The sequence below is a fragment of the Leisingera aquaemixtae genome (genome assembly GCF_001458395.1).
Classification (GTDB): Bacteria; Pseudomonadota; Alphaproteobacteria; order Rhodobacterales; family Rhodobacteraceae; genus Leisingera; species Leisingera aquaemixtae.
In genome coordinates this window covers 62,958-80,383 of sequence record NZ_CYSR01000007.1, presented here as the reverse complement: position 1 = coordinate 80,383, position 17,426 = coordinate 62,958, and the positions used below count along the sequence as shown (strand labels likewise).

Genomic DNA, 17,426 nt, shown 5'->3' with positions numbered 1-17,426 from the left:
TCTTTTAGGCAAATTCGCCACAATTCAGAATGCCCGCTAGAACTGGCTCAACAGGAAACGCCGTGAAGAATACCACCTTGCCCCAAAGAACCTCAGGGTCCCGCCACCGCTCAGTGCAAATCACTGTGCTGACGGCACTTTTTTCAGCAGTCCCGGTCGCGGCCCTGGCCATCCCTTCGCCGGAGCTGGTGATCGGCTCGGTGTCTTCGCTGTCGCAGGTGCTGGCGGTTGGAATTGCCATGATTTCCGGCCTCGGCGCTGTCGTTGCGGCAAAACTTGGTTTTACCCCCAAACCGGGCGGATCTCCGCGGCGGTACCCGGTCAAGCTGATTTCTGTGCTCGTTCTCGCGGCCATTGCGCTGGCGGCTGGTAACTATTGGCAGTATTCCTCGCATGCGCAGCAAGAACTGGCAAGACTGCAGGCCACCCTGACCCGGCCGGCGCAGTTTGACGGCACCACCATCAAGGATGCCGCGCTCAAGGAGACCAGCTTCACCAAGCAGGAGGACCATCCGCTGGCGATGAGCACCGCCGATGCCGCGGCGGCGCTGGAAGACGGCTCCACCCTGTTCTACGACATCCGCGAAACCGGCGAGAACGCCATGGGCACCCTGCCCGGCGCCACCCACATCCGCTTCCCGGACTTCGTCCAGAGCCAGCCGGTCAAGCCGGGCCAGAAGGTCGTTCTGTTCTGCCACAACGGCAACCGCTCCTCGGAAACCTGCGCCAAGCTGGCGGCGATGGGCATCGACTGCAGCTTCATCGCCGGCGGCATCGAGAAATGGATCGTCGAGGGGCGCGCGTTCTCCGACAAGGACGTGAAAACCCTCTCCGACCTGCGGGCAATCCCGGACTACCCGGGCAAGGACGTGCTGCTCAGCACTGATGATTTCACCAACCTGCTGACCACCGAGGATCTGCAGATCGTCGACACCCGCTATCCCGGCGACTTTGAATCCGGCCACCTGCCGGGTGCCGTCAACATCCCGATCCGCAAGATGACGACCGCCGACCTGATGGACCGCATCGCGGAACTGGACCCCGGCAAACCCACCATCGCCGCCTGCTATGACCGCCGCAGCTGCTTCATGAGCCAGGTGCTGGGGCTGGAGCTGTCGCAGCAGGGCATCGACTTCCGCGGCCGCTATACCCTGCCGTGGGAATATTTTGTCGCACCCAAGCCGAAGCCGCATGTGCAGGCGTGGCTGGCCGACCAGCAGACCGGCCTCTGGGACAAGGCGATCTCGGCGCTGGCCGCCGCGCTGCTGTGGGTGCATGAGCGCAGCCATATCCTGCTGGGCCTTTTGGCGTTGTCGATCGTGACCCGCATCCTGGTGCTGCCGGTGGCGCTGAAATCCGAACGCGATCAGATCATCACCAACGAGACCGCGGATGAGATGAAGGCGCTGAAGGCGAAATTGGCCCATGACCCGGTGCGCAAGGCGCGCGCGGTGCAGGCGTTCTATAAGGACAAGGGCCTGACCCCGATGAAGAACCTCACCGCGCTGCTGTTCCTGCCGGTGATGATGCTGGGCGTCTCCGCCGCGCAAGAGGCCAGCGCCTCGCTGCAGACCCCGTTCCTGTGGATGGCTGACCTTGGTGCGCCCGATCCGCTGTTCATCCTGCCGGTGCTGTTCTGTGCGCTCGCCGCCGTCTACCTGCTGTGGGCCGTGGCCAAGACCCCGCGCCAGAAACTGCTGTGGATGGTTCTGGGCATGCCTGCGCTGTTCGCCATGGTGTTCAGCCTGACCGCGGCCGCCAATGCCTATCTCTGCTTCAGCCTGACGCTCCTGCTGGTGCAGCGCGCCTATGTCACCGGCATGCACCGCACGCTGGCTGAAGCGCTGTCGCTGCGCGCCCACAAGCGCCGCCTTGCCAAGCTGCCGCGCGGCGTGATCCCGATGGGCTACACCGAAGAGCTGGAGCATGCCGGCAACAAGGCCCTGCGCCTGTCGATCCTGCGCAACGCCGGCCTGCCGGTGCCCGGCGGCGTGATCGTGCGCTCCGATGCAATCCACGACTACCGCGAAATGACGGACGCGAAAAAAGACGCCTTTGCCGCCAGGGTCTTTGCCCTTGCAGGCGGCAAGCCGGTCGCCGTGCGCTCCTCCGCCAGCAACGAGGACGGCCACGATCAAAGCTTCGCAGGCGTCTTTGAATCCGTGCTCGACGTGACCGCTGACACCATGCGCACCGCACTGGACGAAGTGGTGACCAGCTTCTCGTCCGAGCGTGCCGCCAGCTACTCCGGCGAGGGCGACAGCACCGATCAGGGCAACATCGTGGTGCAGGAAATGGTGCAGGCCGAATACGCCGGCGTCCTTTTCACCCAGGACCCGATGGCCCCCGGCATGTGCATGATCGAATGGGTCGAGGGCTGCGGCGAGGATCTGGTGTCCGGCCGCGTCACCCCCACCAGCCTGCGCTTTGGCCGCTACACCGGCCTGCCGGCGGATGCCGATCAGGACCAGACCCTGGACATGGCACCGCTGCTGGCCCTTGGGCGTCAGATCGAGGAGACCTTCGGCTGCCCGCAGGACGTGGAATGGGCCTATGCAAACGGCCAGTTCCAGATCGTCCAAAGCCGCGACATCACCACGCTGTCCTTGGGCACCGAGCAGGAACAGACCCGCCTGGCCGAATGGCGCGATCTGCTGGACCGCTATGCCGCTGCCGACCCGGACCAGACCATCCTGGAACAGGACGAGATGTCAGAGGTCCTGCCCCGCCCCACCCCGCTCTCCTTCTCGCTGATGAGCGAGCTGTGGGCGCCGGGCGGCAGCGTTGACCTCGCCTGCCGCGAACTGGGCGTGCCCTATGGCCTGCCTGAGGGGCGCGACGGCCATCTGGTCAACCTGTTCGGCAAGACCTACGTCGATGTGGCGCTGAAACAGGGCATGACGCTCAAGCTCACCGCCGCCAAGGCCAAGCAGCTGCGCAAGCAGGCGCATCCGATGATCACCCGCTTCCGCGGCAAGGTGATGCCGGAGCTGAAGAACAAGCTGGCGATCTGGCAGGCGGTGGATTACGCCGCCCTGCCCCAGGACAAGCTCTTGGAGGCGATCTCCACCCTCAAGGACATGTTCATCCGCGAGGTCTATTTGGAGGCCGAAAAGATCAACATCCTGGCAGGCTTCACCATGGGCGAGGCCGGCACGGCAGCGGCTGGCGATCCGGCCCTGCGTGCGCACCTGATGCACGCGGAACTGCCCAACGCGCCTTCCAGCCTGCTGGCCTCCTGCACCGGCAGGGATGCCCAGGCCCGCGCCACGCAGCTGATGGGGCACCGCTCGATCTTCGACTATGAGCTGTCCTCGCCCCGCTACAGAGAGGCGCCGGCGCTGCTGGAATCGCTGCTCAGCAACACGGTGGAGCCGATCGGGTCCGTCCCGGTTCCGGCCAACCTGCCGGATGAGCTGGACGATACCATCGGCATCGCCATCGCCTATCAGGACCTGAAGGAGCAGGCCAAGCACGAGGCCCTGCGCGTCGTCGCCGAACTGCGCCGCGCCCTCTTGGCGCTGGGGCAGATCAGCGGGCTGGGGGATCTGGTGTTCAGCCTCACCTTCGACGAGGTGCTGTCCGGCAACTGGACCGACCCCGCACAGCTGCGCGAACTGGCAGAGGCGCGCGCCGCCAGGGAGGAGCTGCGCAAGAAATCCGCTCCCACCGCGGTCTCCCTCACCCTGCGCGACTGCGAGCTTTTGTCGCTCGGTGCCCAGGCCCAGGCCGGTGACGGCACCATGGGCGGCACCTGCGTGGCGGGCAGCGGCAGCGCCACCGCCCGGGTGTTCTGGATGGAAGACGACAGCTGCATCGACCCCGCGGCCTTTGCAGACTTCCAGGACGGCGACATCCTGGTCTGCCGGATGGTCAACCCGGCCTGGCTGCCATACGTCCAGCGCTCCGGCGCGGTGCTGTCCGAGGTCGGCGGCTGGCTCAGCCATATGGCCATCGTCGCCCGCGAAAAGGACGTCCTGATGCTGGTCGCCTGCAAGGGTCTCGACAGCCTGAGCCACGGCGAACAGGTGACCGTCAGCGAAGACGGCTCCATCCAGCCGCTGGAGGAAAAGGGCCTGAAGGCCGCCTCCGCCTGACGACGGCAGCAACGAAAGCAAAAGCCCCCGCACCACACGGCAGCGGGGGCTTTTTTAATCTTATTGCCCTCCCAGGCCCGGGCGCTGCCCTTTCCGCCTCACCTCTTGCAAGCTTGGCAAAGATTGCCATATTCTGTTGCAGCGAAAGGAACCCGCCCATGGCCACCATGAATGTATCTCTGCCGGACCAGATGAAGGACTGGGTCGAGGAACAGGCCCGCACCGGCACCTATGCCAATTCCAGCGACTATGTCCGCGACCTGATCCGCCGCGACCAGGCCCGCACAGCGGCCATTGCTGAACTGCAATCCGCCATCGACGCGGGCCTTTCCAGCGGCCCGGCGGAGGTGCTGAGCGCCGAAGATTTCAAGGCCGCCATGCGCCGCAATGGCTGAGCCGCGCTGGCGGATCCACCCCGCCGCACGCGACGACCTTGCCGCGATCTGGCGCTATGGCATGGAAACCTGGGGCGCGGCGCAGGCCGACGCCTATGCCGACAGCCTGTTTGCCCTGTTCGACCTGCTGGCGGACTTCCCCGAAATGGCCCGCGAACGGGCTGAGTTCACCCCGCCGGTCCGCATCCACCCCTCAGGCGCGCATCTGGTGGTCTACCGGCTGGAGCAGGGCCGCCCCGAGATCCTCCGCATCCTGCACGCCCGTCAGGACCTGATGGCGTTCCTCTCGGAGTAACATCCGTTCCGGCCTTGCCATTTTCCGCACATCTGCTCTGATATGGCGCATGGACCCGCATCTCGACCCCCGGAAAACCGCCCGGCTGATCCAGCATCTGAAGGACCAGATGGAGCAGCTTCCGCCCAAGCTGAAGGCGGCGGCGAAATACGTGATCGACAACCCCGGCGACTTCGGCCTCGACACCGTGCGCACCTCGGCCCAAAGGACCGGCATCAGCGCCAACGGCTTTGTCCGCCTCGCCCAGCACCTGGGCTATGACACGTTCGAGGCCTTCCGCGCCCCCTTCCGCGCCGCCCTCACCACCGCGCATGAGGCAGACCTTGGCCAGGACTGGCTGGAGCGCATGGCCGGCGCAGGCCCCGCAGGCGCGCTGCAGGCGGCGGCGGCGCGCAACCAGCTCAACATCACCTCCCGCTCGCTGCGGCTGATGACGGCCGAGCGGACGCAAGCCATCGTCGGCACCCTCACCACCGCCCGCCGCAGCTATGTCACCGCCACCCGGTCATCCTACGCGCTGGCCTACTATTTCCACTACGTCGGCCGCATGGCCTTGCCCTCACTGGACCTCGTCCCCCGCCACATGGGGGCGGCGCTGGATGACTTTCTCGACATTGGCCCCGAGGACTGCCTGATCGCCATCACCTTCGCCCCCTACTCCGCCGGCACCATCCAGGCGCTGCGGCTGGCGGGGGAGCGCGGCGCATCGGTGATCCTGATCTCCGACAGCGAGGTGATTGCCCCCGGCATCCGCACCGATCACGTGCTGGCCGTCGCTGCCAACTCGCTGCATCCCTTCGGGGCTATCGGCGGTGCAATGGCCGTGCTGGAATGCCTGCTCACCCATCTGATCGCAGCCGGCGGCGAAGACGCCCGGCGCCGGATCGAAGCCTACGACGCCCTGCGCCAGGACAGCGGCGCCTATTGGAGCGGCCCGAAACTGCCGCGGGTCGGGGGCTGATCACTCCCCTCAAACGTCCCCGTCAATAAACGGGTTCTGCGCCTCATACTCGTCCCGTGTGGTCCGCTTGTGATCGCCCTCCAGCCGCACCGCCGCCATCGCACGGTCGGCGTAGATCTCCGACCGCAGCGGCCACGCCAGCGCTTCATCAAACAGCCCCGGCATCAAATCATAGCCAGTGTCTTCCCTGTCCGTGTCCCGCATCCACAGATGTGATCCGCAGGTACTGCAAAACGCCCGCTCGGCAAAGGCGGTGGAGGGATACCGGGTCACCGGCCCCTCGACCGTCACCGCCTCCGCGGCCGCCTCGAAACACAGGAAAAGCCCGCCGGTCCAGCGCTGGCACATGCGGCAATGGCAAGCGCCTGCACGCGGGTCATACCTCCCCTTCACTTGGATCTTCACCGCGCCGCACAGGCAGCGGCCTTCCAGAACGTCACTCATCACAGACCTCCTTGCCGATGCGCCAAGGCTACAGCAATTCGGGTCTCAAAGGGAGGTTCCGCCCGGGTTAGAGCCGCAAATCTGCCTCTTCCGGCGCCAGCACGTATTTCAGGTCATAGACCAGCGCGCCCTCGGCCCCCAGGGCACGAACCGCACCCGCGCCCATCGCGCGGAACTCCGAATGCGCGACGGCCAGCACAATCCCTGCATAGGCCCCCTGCCCCGGCTCGGCCAGCAGCGATATGCCATATTCCTCCTGCGCCTCTGCCGGGTCGGCATGGGGATCATGCACGTCCACCACAGCCCCGTACTGCTGCAGCTCCCGCACCACGTCGATCACCCGCGTGTTGCGCAGGTCCGGGCAGTTCTCCTTGAACGTCAGCCCCATCACCAGCAGCCGCGCGCCCGCCACCGGCAGGCCGCGTTTCAGCATCGCTTTCACCATCTCGCCCGCCACATAGGCGCCCATGCCATCGTTCAGACGGCGGCCCGCCAGAAGGATCTCCGGGTGGTAGCCCAGCTGCTCCGCCTTGTGGGTCAGGTAATAGGGGTCCACCCCGATGCAGTGACCGCCCACCAGTCCGGGGCGGAACGGCAGGAAGTTCCATTTTGTCCCAGCGGCTTCCAGAACCGCCTGAGTGTCGATCCCCATCTTGTTGAAGATCTTGGCCAGCTCATTCACCAGCGCAATGTTGATATCCCGCTGGCTGTTCTCGATCACCTTCGCGGCCTCTGCCACACGTATGCTGGCGGCCTTGTGGGTGCCCGCCGCCACCACCTCGCGGTAGAGCGCATCCACCCGCTCCGCCACCTCGGGTGTGGAGCCGGAGGTGACTTTCACCACATCCTTTAGCCGCCGCTGCTTGTCGCCGGGGTTGATCCGCTCCGGGCTGTAGCCGGCAAAGAAATCCACGTTGAATTTCAAACCCGACCGCGCCTCCAGCACCGGCACGCAGTCTTCCTCGGTGGCGCCGGGATAGACGGTGGATTCATATATCACCAGGTCGCCGGCTCTGAGCACCCCGCCAACAATGGCCGACGCCGCCAGCAGCGGGCGCAGATCGGGCCGGTGGCTGGCGTCCACCGGCGTCGGCACGGTGACAATGTAAATGGAGCAATCCGCAATCTCCGCCGGGTCCGACGTGAATTTCAGAAACTCCGCAGCAGCCAAGTCCTGCGGCTCCAGCTCTCGGGTGCGGTCCTCGCCCCGGCGCAGCTCCGCGATGCGGCCCGGATCAATGTCGAACCCGATGACCTCGCGGTGCTGCCCGAACGCCGCCGCCAGCGGCAGCCCCACATAGCCAAGGCCGATGATACAGATCCTGTCCTGCGCGCCGTTCATTCCGGGCTGCTCCTTGTTCCGCGGGGCCGTTCGTGCCAGGCCCCCTGCCCGCCCACATAAGCCCCTGCCCCCAAGGGGTTCAACCATATGGGCCAAGTTTCGGCCTCACGCCTCCACAACAATGGCGGAGACTTCGCCATCCACATCGCGGCAGGCGGCCAGCAAGCGCGGCATCAGATGCGACATCACGTAATTCGCATGGAACCGGCTCGGCGCCTTCAGCACCAGCCTGCCGCCTGCCCGGCCCGCGCGCTCCAGTCCCTGCACCCAGGAGGCATAATTCGCCGGATCCTCCGCATGCAGCACTGCCTTGGCCAGGCTCCATTCGCTGCCGTCCGACACATCCGGCGCAGGCGGCACCGCGCCGGGGCGCAGCGGCACCACATTCGGCGCCGGCTCGTCCGCCCCTTGCATCCGGTGCTCAAAGTCCGGTCCGACCGCCCCCCAGCGCTCTTCGGTGTCGGCCAGCAGCCGCTCCAGATCAATCCCGTATTCCGTCACCCGCCCGCGCGCGCCCTGGCGTTTCACCACCAGCCAGCCCCAGCCCCGCAGCTTGGCCATCTCGCGCTTCACCGTGCGCTCATCGACATCCCACAGCCGGGCAATCTCCCGCTGCCCGACGGCCAGCTCATCGCGCTGCCAGTTGTAGCGCGCGGTCATCAGTGTCATGAAACGCAGAACCAGCTTCTGCGCCCCCTTGCCCTGGCCAAGCGCATAAGCCCCCATCGCCGTGAGGATGTCATATTTCAGCGCAGAGGCGTTGCGCCCCGCAGGCCGTTTGGCAAGCATTGCTGCCCCCGTTTCTCCCCCCTGCCCTCCTGGGCCGGGATGTGCTGCCTCAAGTGCTCCCGGATGGTTTGCCGGGAATTACGCTGGCCGGTTTGGCTCCGAACTCAACGCTATTCGTTTGTTGTACCCGATTTGCGTCCGGAATTCCGATTCTGTCAAGCGCCGGCGGGAATTGAATTCAGACCCAATCCCTTTTTCGAAAGAAAAATTGGTATCAATGGTATGGGGGGACATCTTGAGTGTCCCCTATTCTGGCAGAAATGTCCCCCAATCTGCAGTGTTCCGGCCTGGGGTGTCCCCCTAAATCTGGCGTCAGAACCCCAGAAAAACCCAATGAAACGAATCGTTTGGCCGGGGCCTTCCGAATCGCCCAGGCCCTTGTGCTGCTGGGCCTTTTGCAAATGTGTCCCCGCGGGGACAGGACGCTCTTCGCAACCATATTAGCTTTTGCGTTTTTTGCAAATTCGGCGTAAATGGATATTGAGGCTGAATTAGCGTCCGCAAAAAATGGGCGCTGTAAAAAACAACACCGTGTGAGGCTAAGGAGCAGCGATGTTTACGCACGAAGACCTGTCCAAGATGCAGGCCCAATCTCTCAAGATGCAAAGCTGGATCCGCCAGCAGACCTTCTCCCCCGAAATGGAAAAGACCCTGCGCCGGTTCTCCTCCTGGGAGGTGGCGGAGCTGATCTTCCGCGTCAACCAGTCGACCCTGCGGGGACGGCTCGCCACCGACCCCTCGCTGCCCCAGGGCCATGTCGAGGAGGACGGCCGCCAGCGCTGGTATTCGCTGGAGGAGATCAATGAGCTGCGCCGCCGCATCAAGATCAACCGCAAATCCCTGCTGCCCAAGCGCCCCGCGGGCAAACGGGCGCTGCGGGTGGCGATCTCCAACTTCAAGGGCGGCGCCGGCAAATCCACCGTCGCCCTGCACTTCGCCCATGCCGCAGCGCTGGACGGCTACCGGGTGCTGTGCGTCGACTTCGACCCGCAGGCCACCCTGTCGCACTCCATGGGCCTCAGCGACGTCACTGAGGATTACACCGTCTGGGGCATCATGGCCCGCGACCTGGTGCGCGAGACGGAACGGATGAACGCGGTGTCGCAGGGCGCCGAGTCCGGCACCGCCCTGCCCCAGCGCCAGCTGCCCGACGCGATCACCGGCATGGGGCTGCAGGACCTGCGGGTCAGCGATTTCGTCAAGCCGACCAGCTGGCCGACCATCGACATCATCCCCTCCTGCGCCAATGCGGCCTTTGTGGAATTCGCCTCCGCCCAGTACCGCCACCTGAACCCGGAATGGTCGTTCTTCGCCGCGGTCTCCCGCTACCTCGACCAGCTGCCCGCGGAAGACTACGACCTGATGATCTTCGACTGCCCGCCTGCCATCGGCTACCAGTCGATGAACGCGGTCTTTGCTGCCGACATGCTCTATATCCCCTCCGGCCCCGGCTACTGGGAGTATGACTCAACCACCTCCTTCATCGGCCAGCTGTCCGAGGCGCTGGAGGATCTGTCGGCGTTTAACGGCGTTGTCCCCGCGGGGACATTTGCCCTGCCGAAGGTTTTCCAGGACGTCCGCTTCCTCCTCACCCGTTACGAAAGCGGTAACGATTTGCACCGTGCGATGCGTTCGGCATTTATGAAGGTGTTCGAGGGCAGAATGACCGAGCACCCGATCGAGATGACCCGCGCAGTCGAGCAATCGGGCCGCTTCCTGAGTTCCATCTACGAAATCGATTACCGGGAAATGACACGCGAAACCTGGCGCCGTGCGCGGGCGTCGTTTGATCAGGCCTACGATGAATTCAAGGCCTACGCGCTGGAAGCCTGGGAAAATCTGGAGGATGAGGCATGAGCAAACGCAGAGTCTTCGACATCGACTTCCCGACTGAACCGAACACCCCCTCTGAACCAAAATCCGTCCCCGCGGAGACCGCCGTCCAGAAGCCGGACCAGCGGATGCGCAAACCGTCTGAATCGCGCCGCGGGCCGATGGCCACCGCGATCTCCGAGAACGCCGATGCGTTGCGCACCCGTGCCGAGGCGGAAATGAAGATCCGCGCTGAGAACGACCGGCTGGCGCATGAGTTCGTGCGGCTGAAGAAGCTGGGCCTGGTGGTCGACCGGATTCCGATTGGCCGGATCGGCATGCAGAAGCTGGTCCGCGACCGCAAGGAAGGGCGCGATCCGGAGCTGGATGAGCTGAAGGCCTCCATCAAATCCATTGGCCTGTCGAACCCGATCCGGGTCGAGGAAAACGAAGACGGCACCTATGAGCTGATCCAGGGCTACCGCCGGATGCGGGCCTATCTGGAACTGCTCAGTGAAACGGGCGACGACATCTACAGCCATATCCCCGCGGGTTTGGTGGCCAAGGGCGACAGTCTGCAGAGCCTTTACCGGCGGATGGTGGATGAGAACCTGGTGCGCCGCGACATCTCCTTTGCCGAAATGGCACAGCTGGCGCTGCGCTATGCCGAGGACACCGGCACCGGCGCGGAGACCATCGAGGATGCGGTGAACGACCTTTACGCCTCTGCGGGCCGGCAGAAGCGGATCTACATCCGCCATTTTGCCCAGGTGCTGAAGGCCGTGGGGGATGCACTGAAACACCCGGAGGCCATCCCGCGGGCGCTGGGGCTGGACCTGAAGAAACGCCTGGAGGCCGATGCGATGAACGCCCAGGTGCTGCGCGACGCGCTGGCGCGGGTGAAGCCGCAGAACGAAGAGGCAGAGCTGGAGGTGCTGCGCAGCTTTGCCGAGGGCAAGCGCAAGAACGCCCCCCGCACCCCCGCTGCGCCGCGCGCCGGCGTCGCCAAGACCACCCTGCGCTGCACTGTCCCCGCGGGGACAGTCCGCTGTCAGGCGCGCGACGGCAAGATCGAAATGGCAATGGAGCGCGACTTCTCGGAAATCGACCGGCACAAGCTGGAAGATGCCATTGCAGCCTTCTTTGCGGCGCTGGAAGACCCGTCCTGACCGGTTTGTCCCCGCGGGGACAGGTGCCGAAAACAACAGGGGCCCGGCAGAAATGCCGGGCCCTTTTTATATCCGCGTGCGCAGTTGCGGGAGGTTTCCGCGCGCTGTCCCCGCGGGGACAGCGCCGGCGGCACGGCCCGCCGCAGCCCGCAGAGCAGGGGCTGATCAGGGGATTACGATCGTCTTTTGCGTCCCTGTCCCCGCGGGGACAAACCGGCGCGCAGGCGCCAAGGCCCGCTGATTTTCATGCGTTTCAGGGCCGCGGGCGCCACCTGTCCCCGCGGGGACAGCAAGATGAAACCAGGCGCCGCGTCACCAAAATGTGCGCCTGTCCCCGCGGGGACAGGCGGCGCGGCTTGCGGCGGCAGCGGACGGAACAGCCCCTCCAGCGCTTTGGCGCGGACCCTCCGGGCGGGTCAGGTGACCGCTGTGTAACGCCCGAACCCGGAGCTGTCCCCGCAGGAACAGGCACAGATTTTTCCGCCGGAACCGGGGCGGCAAAAGAAAAGGCCCGGCAGGAGGGCCGGGCCGTGGGTGTTTTCAGAGGCTGTCCCCGCGGGGACAGGGCGGCGCTGGCCCGGGTCAGCGCCCGGTCAGTTCAGCACCTTGAATTCGATCCGCCGGTTCTTGGCCCGGTTCTGCGCGGTGTTATTGGGCACCAGCGGCGTGGTCTCGCCATAGCCGACGGCCACCAGGCGCTCTGCCGGGATGCCGGTGGTTAGCAGATAGCTGTTGACGGCCGCCGCGCGTTTCTCGCTCAGCTGCATGTTCCAGGCTGCTTTGCCCTGGCTGTCGGTGTGGCCGCCGACCTCGACAATCATGCCCGGGCAGCGGCGGATGATGTCCGACAGGCTGTAGAGGAAGTCGCGGGAGCTGGCGTCGAGCCGGGCCGTAGAAGGGGCGAAGTTGACGCTGCGGCCCTGCGACAGAATTTCGAACCGTCCGGTGCAGGCCACGCGGCTGAAATCGCCGCTGGCCTCCAGCGCGGCGGCGGCGCCTGCGGTCACTGTCCCCGCGGGGACAGAAGCGGTGCCGGGCGCGGTGCGGTCAAACATTAGGTCCAGGCTGACCAGGCCCACGGGGGTGATGGTGACGCCCGCGGCTTCCTCCAGCTTTTCGCGTCCGGGGTTCAGCGCGAAGTCTTCCAGCTTGAGGATGACCGGCTGCACGGTGGCCACGGCAACGCGGTCATTGCCCAGCAGCGTTACCGCCACCGGCACCGTCAGCTGCGCCTCGATCCCGTGCAGCGACAGGGTGACCGGCAGGTCGATCTGTTTCCGCTGCACTGCAGAAAGGTCGGCGATCTGGTCCGGGCCGATGCGGGCGGTAATGGTGGCCTCGGGGTAGGTGAAGGTTTCAAAGAACAGGAACCGCATCCGCACGTTGCGCAGGTCGATGGACGTGTCGACGGAATCCAGCGCGATGCGGATTTCGGCGTCGCCCTGTTCGGAGATGCTGCCGGAGAAGGCGGCGAAGCGGCTCGATTCCGCAATACTGCCTTTTTTAATGGATATGAAGCGGATGGCGGAGGATTCCGCGTTGAGCTGCCAGCCGTGCTCAAACGGGCCGGAGGCCAGGGCTGGACGGAGGAATAGGAGAAAAACTGTTAATATTGAAAGGGTTAAGCGGAGCATGCGCGATCCATTCGGGTTGGCGGACGTGGAGTCCCGGCCCGCGGGCAGGGTCGGAAGATGTCCTTGCAGTCTAACAGCAGGGTTGCTGCCGGGTGCAAGGGACGCGATAGTTTGGTAACGAAATACCCTTAATAATTGGGAAGCTGCTGCCGGTGACGGATGCCGGGGCATGGAAGTGGAGCAGGTGCGTGCGAATTTTCGGGATGTGGATCCGGCTGGCTGTGCTGGCCGCCGCGGTGCTGGGCCTTGCCAGGGCCGCCTGGGCGGAGGAACGGCTGGCGCTGGTGATCGGCAATTCGGCCTACGGGTCGGTGCAGCCGCTGGACAACCCGGGGCGCGACGCCCGGCTGATGGCTGAGACGCTGGAGCGGCTGGGCTTTGACGTCACCCTGGCGGTGGATGCGCCGCAGCTTGAGATGAAGCGCGCCATCGCCCGGTTCGGACGCAAGCTGCGCGGGGCAGGGGAGGATGCGACGGGCCTGTTCTACTATGCCGGCCACGGGGTGCAGAGCTTTGGCAGCAACTACCTGCTGCCTGTCGATGTGGCGCTGGCGGATGCCGCCGATCTGGACCTGATGGCGGTGGAGGCGCAGTCGGTCTTGCGGCAGATGGCCTCGGCCCGCAACCGCACAAATATCGTGATCCTGGATGCCTGCCGCAACAACCCGTTTAAGGCGGTGGCGGACCTGAACGAAAGCGGCCTGGCGGAGATGAAGGCGCCGACCGGGACATTTTTGGCCTATGCCACGGCACCGGGGGAGGTGGCGCTGGACGGCGAGGGCGGGAACAGCCCGTTCACCGAGGCGCTGGCGCGCGAGATCTTGGTGCCCGGGGCGCCGGTGGAGCAGGTGTTCAAACAGGTGCGCCGGGCGGTGCTGGAGCAGAGCGGCGGCGGCCAGACGCCCTGGGACACGTCCTCGCTGGTGAGTGACTTCACCTTTGCCGCGGCAGAGCCGGAAGCGGTGATGAGCGCCGTGGAGGTCGAGGAGGCGCAGATCTGGCGTTCGGTCAAGGCGTCGCGCGACGCGATGCAGATCATGCTGTTCCTGCGCGGCTACGGCAGCGGCAAATATGCGGATGAGGCGCGGGCGCTGCTGGCCAGCCTGATGGAAGAGGAGCTGCACGGCGGCACAGGTGCTGCGGTTGCGGCCGCACCGGCCGCTCCGGCGGAGCCTGCGCCTGCGCCCGCTGCTGCGGCGGCGGATGCCGAGACGGCGATGTTCCAGGCGGCGCAGGGCGATGGCAGCAAGGCGGCCTATGAGGCCTATCTGATGGCCTACCCTGAGGGCCGGTTTGCCGAAATGGCCGCCGCCGAGGTTGCGGCGCTGGCCGCCGGGGCAGGCCAGGACCCGCAGGCAGGCACGGAGGCCCCGCCAGCAGCGGCTGAGGACGCGCCTGCAGCGGTGGCGCTGGCGGAAACCGGGCCGATCACCTTTGCCAGCCCGCTGGATACTGATGCGGCGGCGATCTCCGGCCTGACACTGGCCGAGGCGGTGACCCGCTCGCCGTCCTTCCCGCCGGTCGACGGGCTGCCGGAAAGCTATTGGAAGGACCAGTCCTGCAGCAGCTGCCATCAATGGACGCGGGAGCGGCTGTGCACGCAAGGAAACACGTACCTGAGCCTCAACATGCAGCGCTCGCTTGGCAAGCAGCACCCCTTTGGCGGCGCGCTGAAACAGGCGCTGAAAAGCTGGGCGGCGGGCGGCTGCCAGTAGGTTTGCGGGCTTTGATCCAGCAGGGCAGGGTAGGGCTCCCGCCCGTGCAGGCGCATTTGAAAATGCACCGTCCCGGTTGGGCGTGGCGCTGTGCTGCGCACAGCGCGGGGCGAACCTTCGGAAAGGCAGCGCATTCGCTGAATGGCTTTTAGGGCGTCGTTGCTGAGTGGCGCTTTGGGCAGATGCTAAGGTCTATGCCGCCTTCGTCCGCCCTTGAGGGGTGGCGCGCTGCGCGTCAGCGCAGCGCCGGGCCCAAGGCCGCCAAGGCCTGGCGGCGTCAGCCGCGGGCCTGCGGGCGCGGGAGGTCCCCGCGTCCGGACGGTGTCAGGGGGCGTGGGTTGTGATCAGGAAATAGACCCATTCACCTTTGAAATCAGGGTGTTGGACGCGGGCCGTTGCCACCTGGGCGCGCAGGAAATCCAGGTAGGGCGCGGCAGGTTCGCTGAGCGGGCGGGTGCCTTCATACAGCGGGTGCGAGGCGGCGAAGGCGACGGCGATTTCCTGGCCGTAGGGCGGGCCGACGGTGATGTGCAGGCCGGCGTCTCCCGGACCCTTGGCGCCCACGCGCAGGGCGCTTCCAGGGGCGGCTTTTGCCAGCGGCGCCAGATCGTTGGGGCTGAGGTGCAGCACCGCGCCGCCGGCGTCGAAATAGTCGACATACACATAAGCCGGATAGTCCGGGGCGGTGAGGTCGAAGAACAGCCGCTCGCCGCCGGAATAGTCGAGCACCCGGGCATGAGCGTCCGCGCCGACCAGCAGCGGGTTGGTGATCTGGTCGGTGCTTTGCGGCAGGCCGACGCGGGAGATCCCCGCCAGCGCGCCGCATTGCGGGCGCGGCAGCAGGCGCATCTGGTCGGAGACGGTGATATCGGCGCCCATCTGCGCTTGCAGCGCGGCCAGGATGGGGCTGCGCAGCCCGTCCTCGGGCAAGTGGCCGCGCAGCTCCAGCGTGGCGGTTTCAGGAACAAACGCGGCTTGCAGGCGGGAGCAGGGGACAGCGGCGAGGATGCCGGAGATGCCGTCGCGCAAGGGATCGCCACCGGCCACGGCATCGCCGGGCTGCATGAAGGACTGAAAAGCGGCGAGGGAGACCGGGTCGATACCGCCGGATCCGCCCTGGAAGGCCAGTGTGGCCTTGATGCGGGGCGGGTCCGGGAGGGCCGCGGGCGTTTGCCGGGCGGGCAGCGCAGTCTGCGCCAGCGGCGCGGATGCGGGCTGCGCCTCGGGGCTGGGCTGGCTGGCTGGAGGCGCCTGCGGCAGGGCCGCCGCGTTTGGCCGGACCGTTGCGGCGGCGGCCCGCGGCGCGGGCGTGTCAGCCAGCGCGATGGCGGTTTCTGGTGCGGCGGCCAGCAGGACGGGGGCCGCGGCGGCGGCAGCGGCCGGTTGCACCGCTACCGCGGCGGGGGCCGCCTGGGCGGATCGCGGTTCAGTTGCCACGGCGGCCAGGACAGACGGGCGGACGTCAGGCAGGCTGGCGGCAGGCGCGGAGGTGCTGACGAGCTTGTCCGGCAGAGCCTGTGCAGGGAATGCCGCAGCGGCCTGAGCGGCAGCGGGTGCAAGGCTGGTTGCTGGCGGGGCGGCAGAGGCGAGGCGGCTGGCTGCGGGAGCCTTCGAATGCGCTTTGGACAGCGGGATGCTGCCTGCGCTGAGGCCTTGGCTTTGTGCTTGGGATTCAGGGGCTTGCTTGCCTTTCGCCGCCTGCGGCACGGCCTCGGACCGCGGGATGCGGTGGGCCTGCAGGTTGAGGGCGCTTTCCGGTGCGGGCTGCTGCGGCAGCGGATCAGGAGAGAGCGAGATCAGCAGCGCGGCGGCGCCGCCAGCGTGGACCAGGGCGGAGGCCGCAAGCCCCAGCACCCATATGGCCGGGGTGCGCATCACCCGTCTGTTTCCGGGGTGACGACCAGCACCACCTCGCGGAATCCCAGCGCCTCGCCCTCAGCCACCAGCGGCAGCACTTTGCGCAGTTCAGCCGCGCGGTGGGCGTTGATGCGCAGGCGCAGCTCCGGATCGTCTGCCAGCAGGGCGGAGAGGGCAGGGGAGAGGGCGCTGCGGGCGATCGCCTCCCCGTCGAGCGCCAGGGCGCCTTGGGCGGAGATGGCCAGGGTGACGCCGCCCGAGGGCATATCGCGGCCGGTGACGGCGGTGGCGGGGCGGACGTCAAACGGGGCGGTTGCGTCCATCCGGCCGATCAGCATGAAGAAGACCAGCAGGAAGAACACCACGTCGATCAGCGCGATGATGGTTTCCGAATGCGGGTTGCGGGCCGGGCGGTTGAGCTTCATGGCGCCGCCTCCAGCCGGAGCACGCGCAGGCGGGTGACGCCGGCCAGGGCGGCGCTGTCCATCACCGTGATCAGCGCCTGGGTCTGCGCCGCACCGGAGGGCAGGATCACCACCTGGGTCAGCGGTTCCCCGGCCACGGCGGCGGCGAGGGCGGCTTGCAGGGTTTCCGCGTCCAGCGCGGTGCCGCGCAGTACCGGCACGCCGGCGGCGCCGAGGCGGATCATCAGGGTGCCTGCCGGGGATTGGGGAGTGCCCGCAGCGCCTTTGGAGGGTTTCACCGCCGGGATCATGTCGAGGTTCAGGTAGGTGGACGTCACCATGAAGAACACCAGCAGGATCAGCATTACGTCGATCATCGGAACCAGCGAGATCAGGGCGCGGGGGCGGGCGGGCCGGTTGAGGGTCATGCCGCCCTCGAAACCATTCCCCTACGGAGGTTCGCGCCCGGTTCCGAGGGGGGGCGCATTCGCGCCCGCCCTAGGGGGCGGGGC

At 66.5% G+C, this 17,426-nt stretch carries 14 protein-coding genes; 7 read left to right on the top strand and 7 right to left on the bottom strand.

Annotated features, from left to right (window positions below):
- Nucleotides 1-29 precede the first annotated feature (29 nt).
- The 4 genes from PHA8399_RS02840 to PHA8399_RS02825 all read left to right on the top strand — a co-directional run bounded on the left by PHA8399_RS02840 (nucleotide 30) and on the right by PHA8399_RS02825 (nucleotide 5,748).
- Nucleotides 30-4,097, top strand: coding sequence for a PEP/pyruvate-binding domain-containing protein (locus PHA8399_RS02840; RefSeq protein WP_439330515.1), 4,068 nt, complete (start codon nucleotides 30-32; stop codon nucleotides 4,095-4,097).
- Nucleotides 4,098-4,255: 158 nt separating this feature from the next.
- Entirely contained in the window at nucleotides 4,256-4,492 is a 237-nt protein-coding gene (locus PHA8399_RS02835) for a type II toxin-antitoxin system ParD family antitoxin (protein ID WP_058284698.1), read from the top strand.
- A complete protein-coding gene (locus PHA8399_RS02830; protein WP_058284697.1) occupies nucleotides 4,485-4,787 on the top strand; it encodes a type II toxin-antitoxin system RelE/ParE family toxin in 303 nt (100 codons plus the stop codon). The genes PHA8399_RS02835 and PHA8399_RS02830 overlap by 8 nt, the downstream gene beginning before the upstream one ends.
- Before the next feature lie 49 nt (nucleotides 4,788-4,836).
- A complete protein-coding gene (locus PHA8399_RS02825) occupies nucleotides 4,837-5,748 on the top strand; it encodes a MurR/RpiR family transcriptional regulator (RefSeq protein ID WP_058284696.1) in 912 nt (303 codons plus the stop codon).
- Nucleotides 5,749-5,757: 9 nt separating this feature from the next.
- On the opposite strand, the gene PHA8399_RS02820 is transcribed toward PHA8399_RS02825, so the two are convergent.
- The 3 genes from PHA8399_RS02820 to PHA8399_RS02810 form a co-directional block, all read right to left on the bottom strand.
- Nucleotides 5,758-6,192 carry a GFA family protein gene (locus tag PHA8399_RS02820; protein ID WP_208856261.1) on the bottom strand — a complete coding sequence of 145 codons (435 nt, stop codon included), beginning with the start codon at nucleotides 6,190-6,192 and terminating at the stop codon, nucleotides 5,758-5,760.
- Between the two features lie 67 nt (nucleotides 6,193-6,259).
- A complete protein-coding gene (locus tag PHA8399_RS02815; RefSeq protein WP_058284694.1) occupies nucleotides 6,260-7,534 on the bottom strand; it encodes a nucleotide sugar dehydrogenase in 1,275 nt (424 codons plus the stop codon).
- 105 nt (nucleotides 7,535-7,639) lie between these two features.
- Nucleotides 7,640-8,323 carry a DnaA N-terminal domain-containing protein gene (locus PHA8399_RS02810; RefSeq protein ID WP_058284693.1) on the bottom strand — a complete coding sequence of 228 codons (684 nt, stop codon included), beginning with the start codon at nucleotides 8,321-8,323 and terminating at the stop codon, nucleotides 7,640-7,642.
- A 552-nt stretch (nucleotides 8,324-8,875) separates the two neighbouring features.
- Between PHA8399_RS02810 and PHA8399_RS02805 the strand changes: the two genes are divergently transcribed.
- Nucleotides 8,876-10,180 (top strand): AAA family ATPase, encoded by a 1,305-nt coding sequence (locus PHA8399_RS02805; RefSeq protein ID WP_058284692.1) that lies wholly within the window; start codon nucleotides 8,876-8,878, stop codon nucleotides 10,178-10,180.
- Complete coding sequence (locus PHA8399_RS02800) at nucleotides 10,177-11,304, top strand: ParB/RepB/Spo0J family partition protein (protein WP_058284691.1); 1,128 nt, start codon at nucleotides 10,177-10,179, stop codon at nucleotides 11,302-11,304. The genes PHA8399_RS02805 and PHA8399_RS02800 overlap by 4 nt, the downstream gene beginning before the upstream one ends.
- 593 nt (nucleotides 11,305-11,897) lie before the next feature.
- On the opposite strand, the gene PHA8399_RS02795 is transcribed toward PHA8399_RS02800, so the two are convergent.
- Nucleotides 11,898-12,938: an OmpA family protein gene (locus PHA8399_RS02795; RefSeq protein WP_058284690.1), complete on the bottom strand. Its 1,041-nt coding sequence runs from the start codon at nucleotides 12,936-12,938 to the stop codon at nucleotides 11,898-11,900.
- A gap of 188 nt (nucleotides 12,939-13,126) precedes the next feature.
- Between PHA8399_RS02795 and PHA8399_RS02790 the strand changes: the two genes are divergently transcribed.
- Entirely contained in the window at nucleotides 13,127-14,653 is a 1,527-nt protein-coding gene (locus PHA8399_RS02790) for a caspase family protein (RefSeq protein ID WP_342027511.1), read from the top strand.
- Between the two features lie 324 nt (nucleotides 14,654-14,977).
- On the opposite strand, the gene PHA8399_RS02785 is transcribed toward PHA8399_RS02790, so the two are convergent.
- Genes PHA8399_RS02785 through PHA8399_RS02775 form a run of 3 tightly spaced genes read right to left on the bottom strand, consistent with a single transcriptional unit; the run spans nucleotide 14,978 to nucleotide 17,342 of the window.
- Nucleotides 14,978-16,528, bottom strand: a complete 1,551-nt coding sequence (locus PHA8399_RS02785) for a DUF4384 domain-containing protein (RefSeq protein ID WP_058284688.1) — start codon at nucleotides 16,526-16,528, stop codon at nucleotides 14,978-14,980.
- Complete coding sequence (locus tag PHA8399_RS02780) at nucleotides 16,528-16,935, bottom strand: ExbD/TolR family protein (protein ID WP_058284687.1); 408 nt, start codon at nucleotides 16,933-16,935, stop codon at nucleotides 16,528-16,530. Before PHA8399_RS02780 ends, PHA8399_RS02785 begins: the two co-directional genes overlap by 1 nt.
- Nucleotides 16,932-17,342 (bottom strand): ExbD/TolR family protein, encoded by a 411-nt coding sequence (locus PHA8399_RS02775; RefSeq protein ID WP_058284686.1) that lies wholly within the window; start codon nucleotides 17,340-17,342, stop codon nucleotides 16,932-16,934. The genes PHA8399_RS02780 and PHA8399_RS02775 overlap by 4 nt, the downstream gene beginning before the upstream one ends.
- Nucleotides 17,343-17,426 lie beyond the last annotated feature (84 nt).

Coding starts and splice junctions, on each gene's coding strand:
- PHA8399_RS02840 (WP_439330515.1), top strand. CDS start 30: ATGCCCGCTAGAACTGGCTCAACAGGAAACGCCGTGAAGAATACCACC.
- PHA8399_RS02835 (WP_058284698.1), top strand. CDS start 4,256: ATGGCCACCATGAATGTATCTCTGCCGGACCAGATGAAGGACTGGGTC.
- PHA8399_RS02830 (WP_058284697.1), top strand. CDS start 4,485: ATGGCTGAGCCGCGCTGGCGGATCCACCCCGCCGCACGCGACGACCTT.
- PHA8399_RS02825 (WP_058284696.1), top strand. CDS start 4,837: ATGGACCCGCATCTCGACCCCCGGAAAACCGCCCGGCTGATCCAGCAT.
- PHA8399_RS02820 (WP_208856261.1), bottom strand. CDS start 6,192: ATGAGTGACGTTCTGGAAGGCCGCTGCCTGTGCGGCGCGGTGAAGATC.
- PHA8399_RS02815 (WP_058284694.1), bottom strand. CDS start 7,534: ATGAACGGCGCGCAGGACAGGATCTGTATCATCGGCCTTGGCTATGTG.
- PHA8399_RS02810 (WP_058284693.1), bottom strand. CDS start 8,323: ATGCTTGCCAAACGGCCTGCGGGGCGCAACGCCTCTGCGCTGAAATAT.
- PHA8399_RS02805 (WP_058284692.1), top strand. CDS start 8,876: ATGTTTACGCACGAAGACCTGTCCAAGATGCAGGCCCAATCTCTCAAG.
- PHA8399_RS02800 (WP_058284691.1), top strand. CDS start 10,177: ATGAGCAAACGCAGAGTCTTCGACATCGACTTCCCGACTGAACCGAAC.
- PHA8399_RS02795 (WP_058284690.1), bottom strand. CDS start 12,938: ATGCTCCGCTTAACCCTTTCAATATTAACAGTTTTTCTCCTATTCCTC.
- PHA8399_RS02785 (WP_058284688.1), bottom strand. CDS start 16,528: ATGCGCACCCCGGCCATATGGGTGCTGGGGCTTGCGGCCTCCGCCCTG.
- PHA8399_RS02780 (WP_058284687.1), bottom strand. CDS start 16,935: ATGAAGCTCAACCGCCCGGCCCGCAACCCGCATTCGGAAACCATCATC.
- PHA8399_RS02775 (WP_058284686.1), bottom strand. CDS start 17,342: ATGACCCTCAACCGGCCCGCCCGCCCCCGCGCCCTGATCTCGCTGGTT.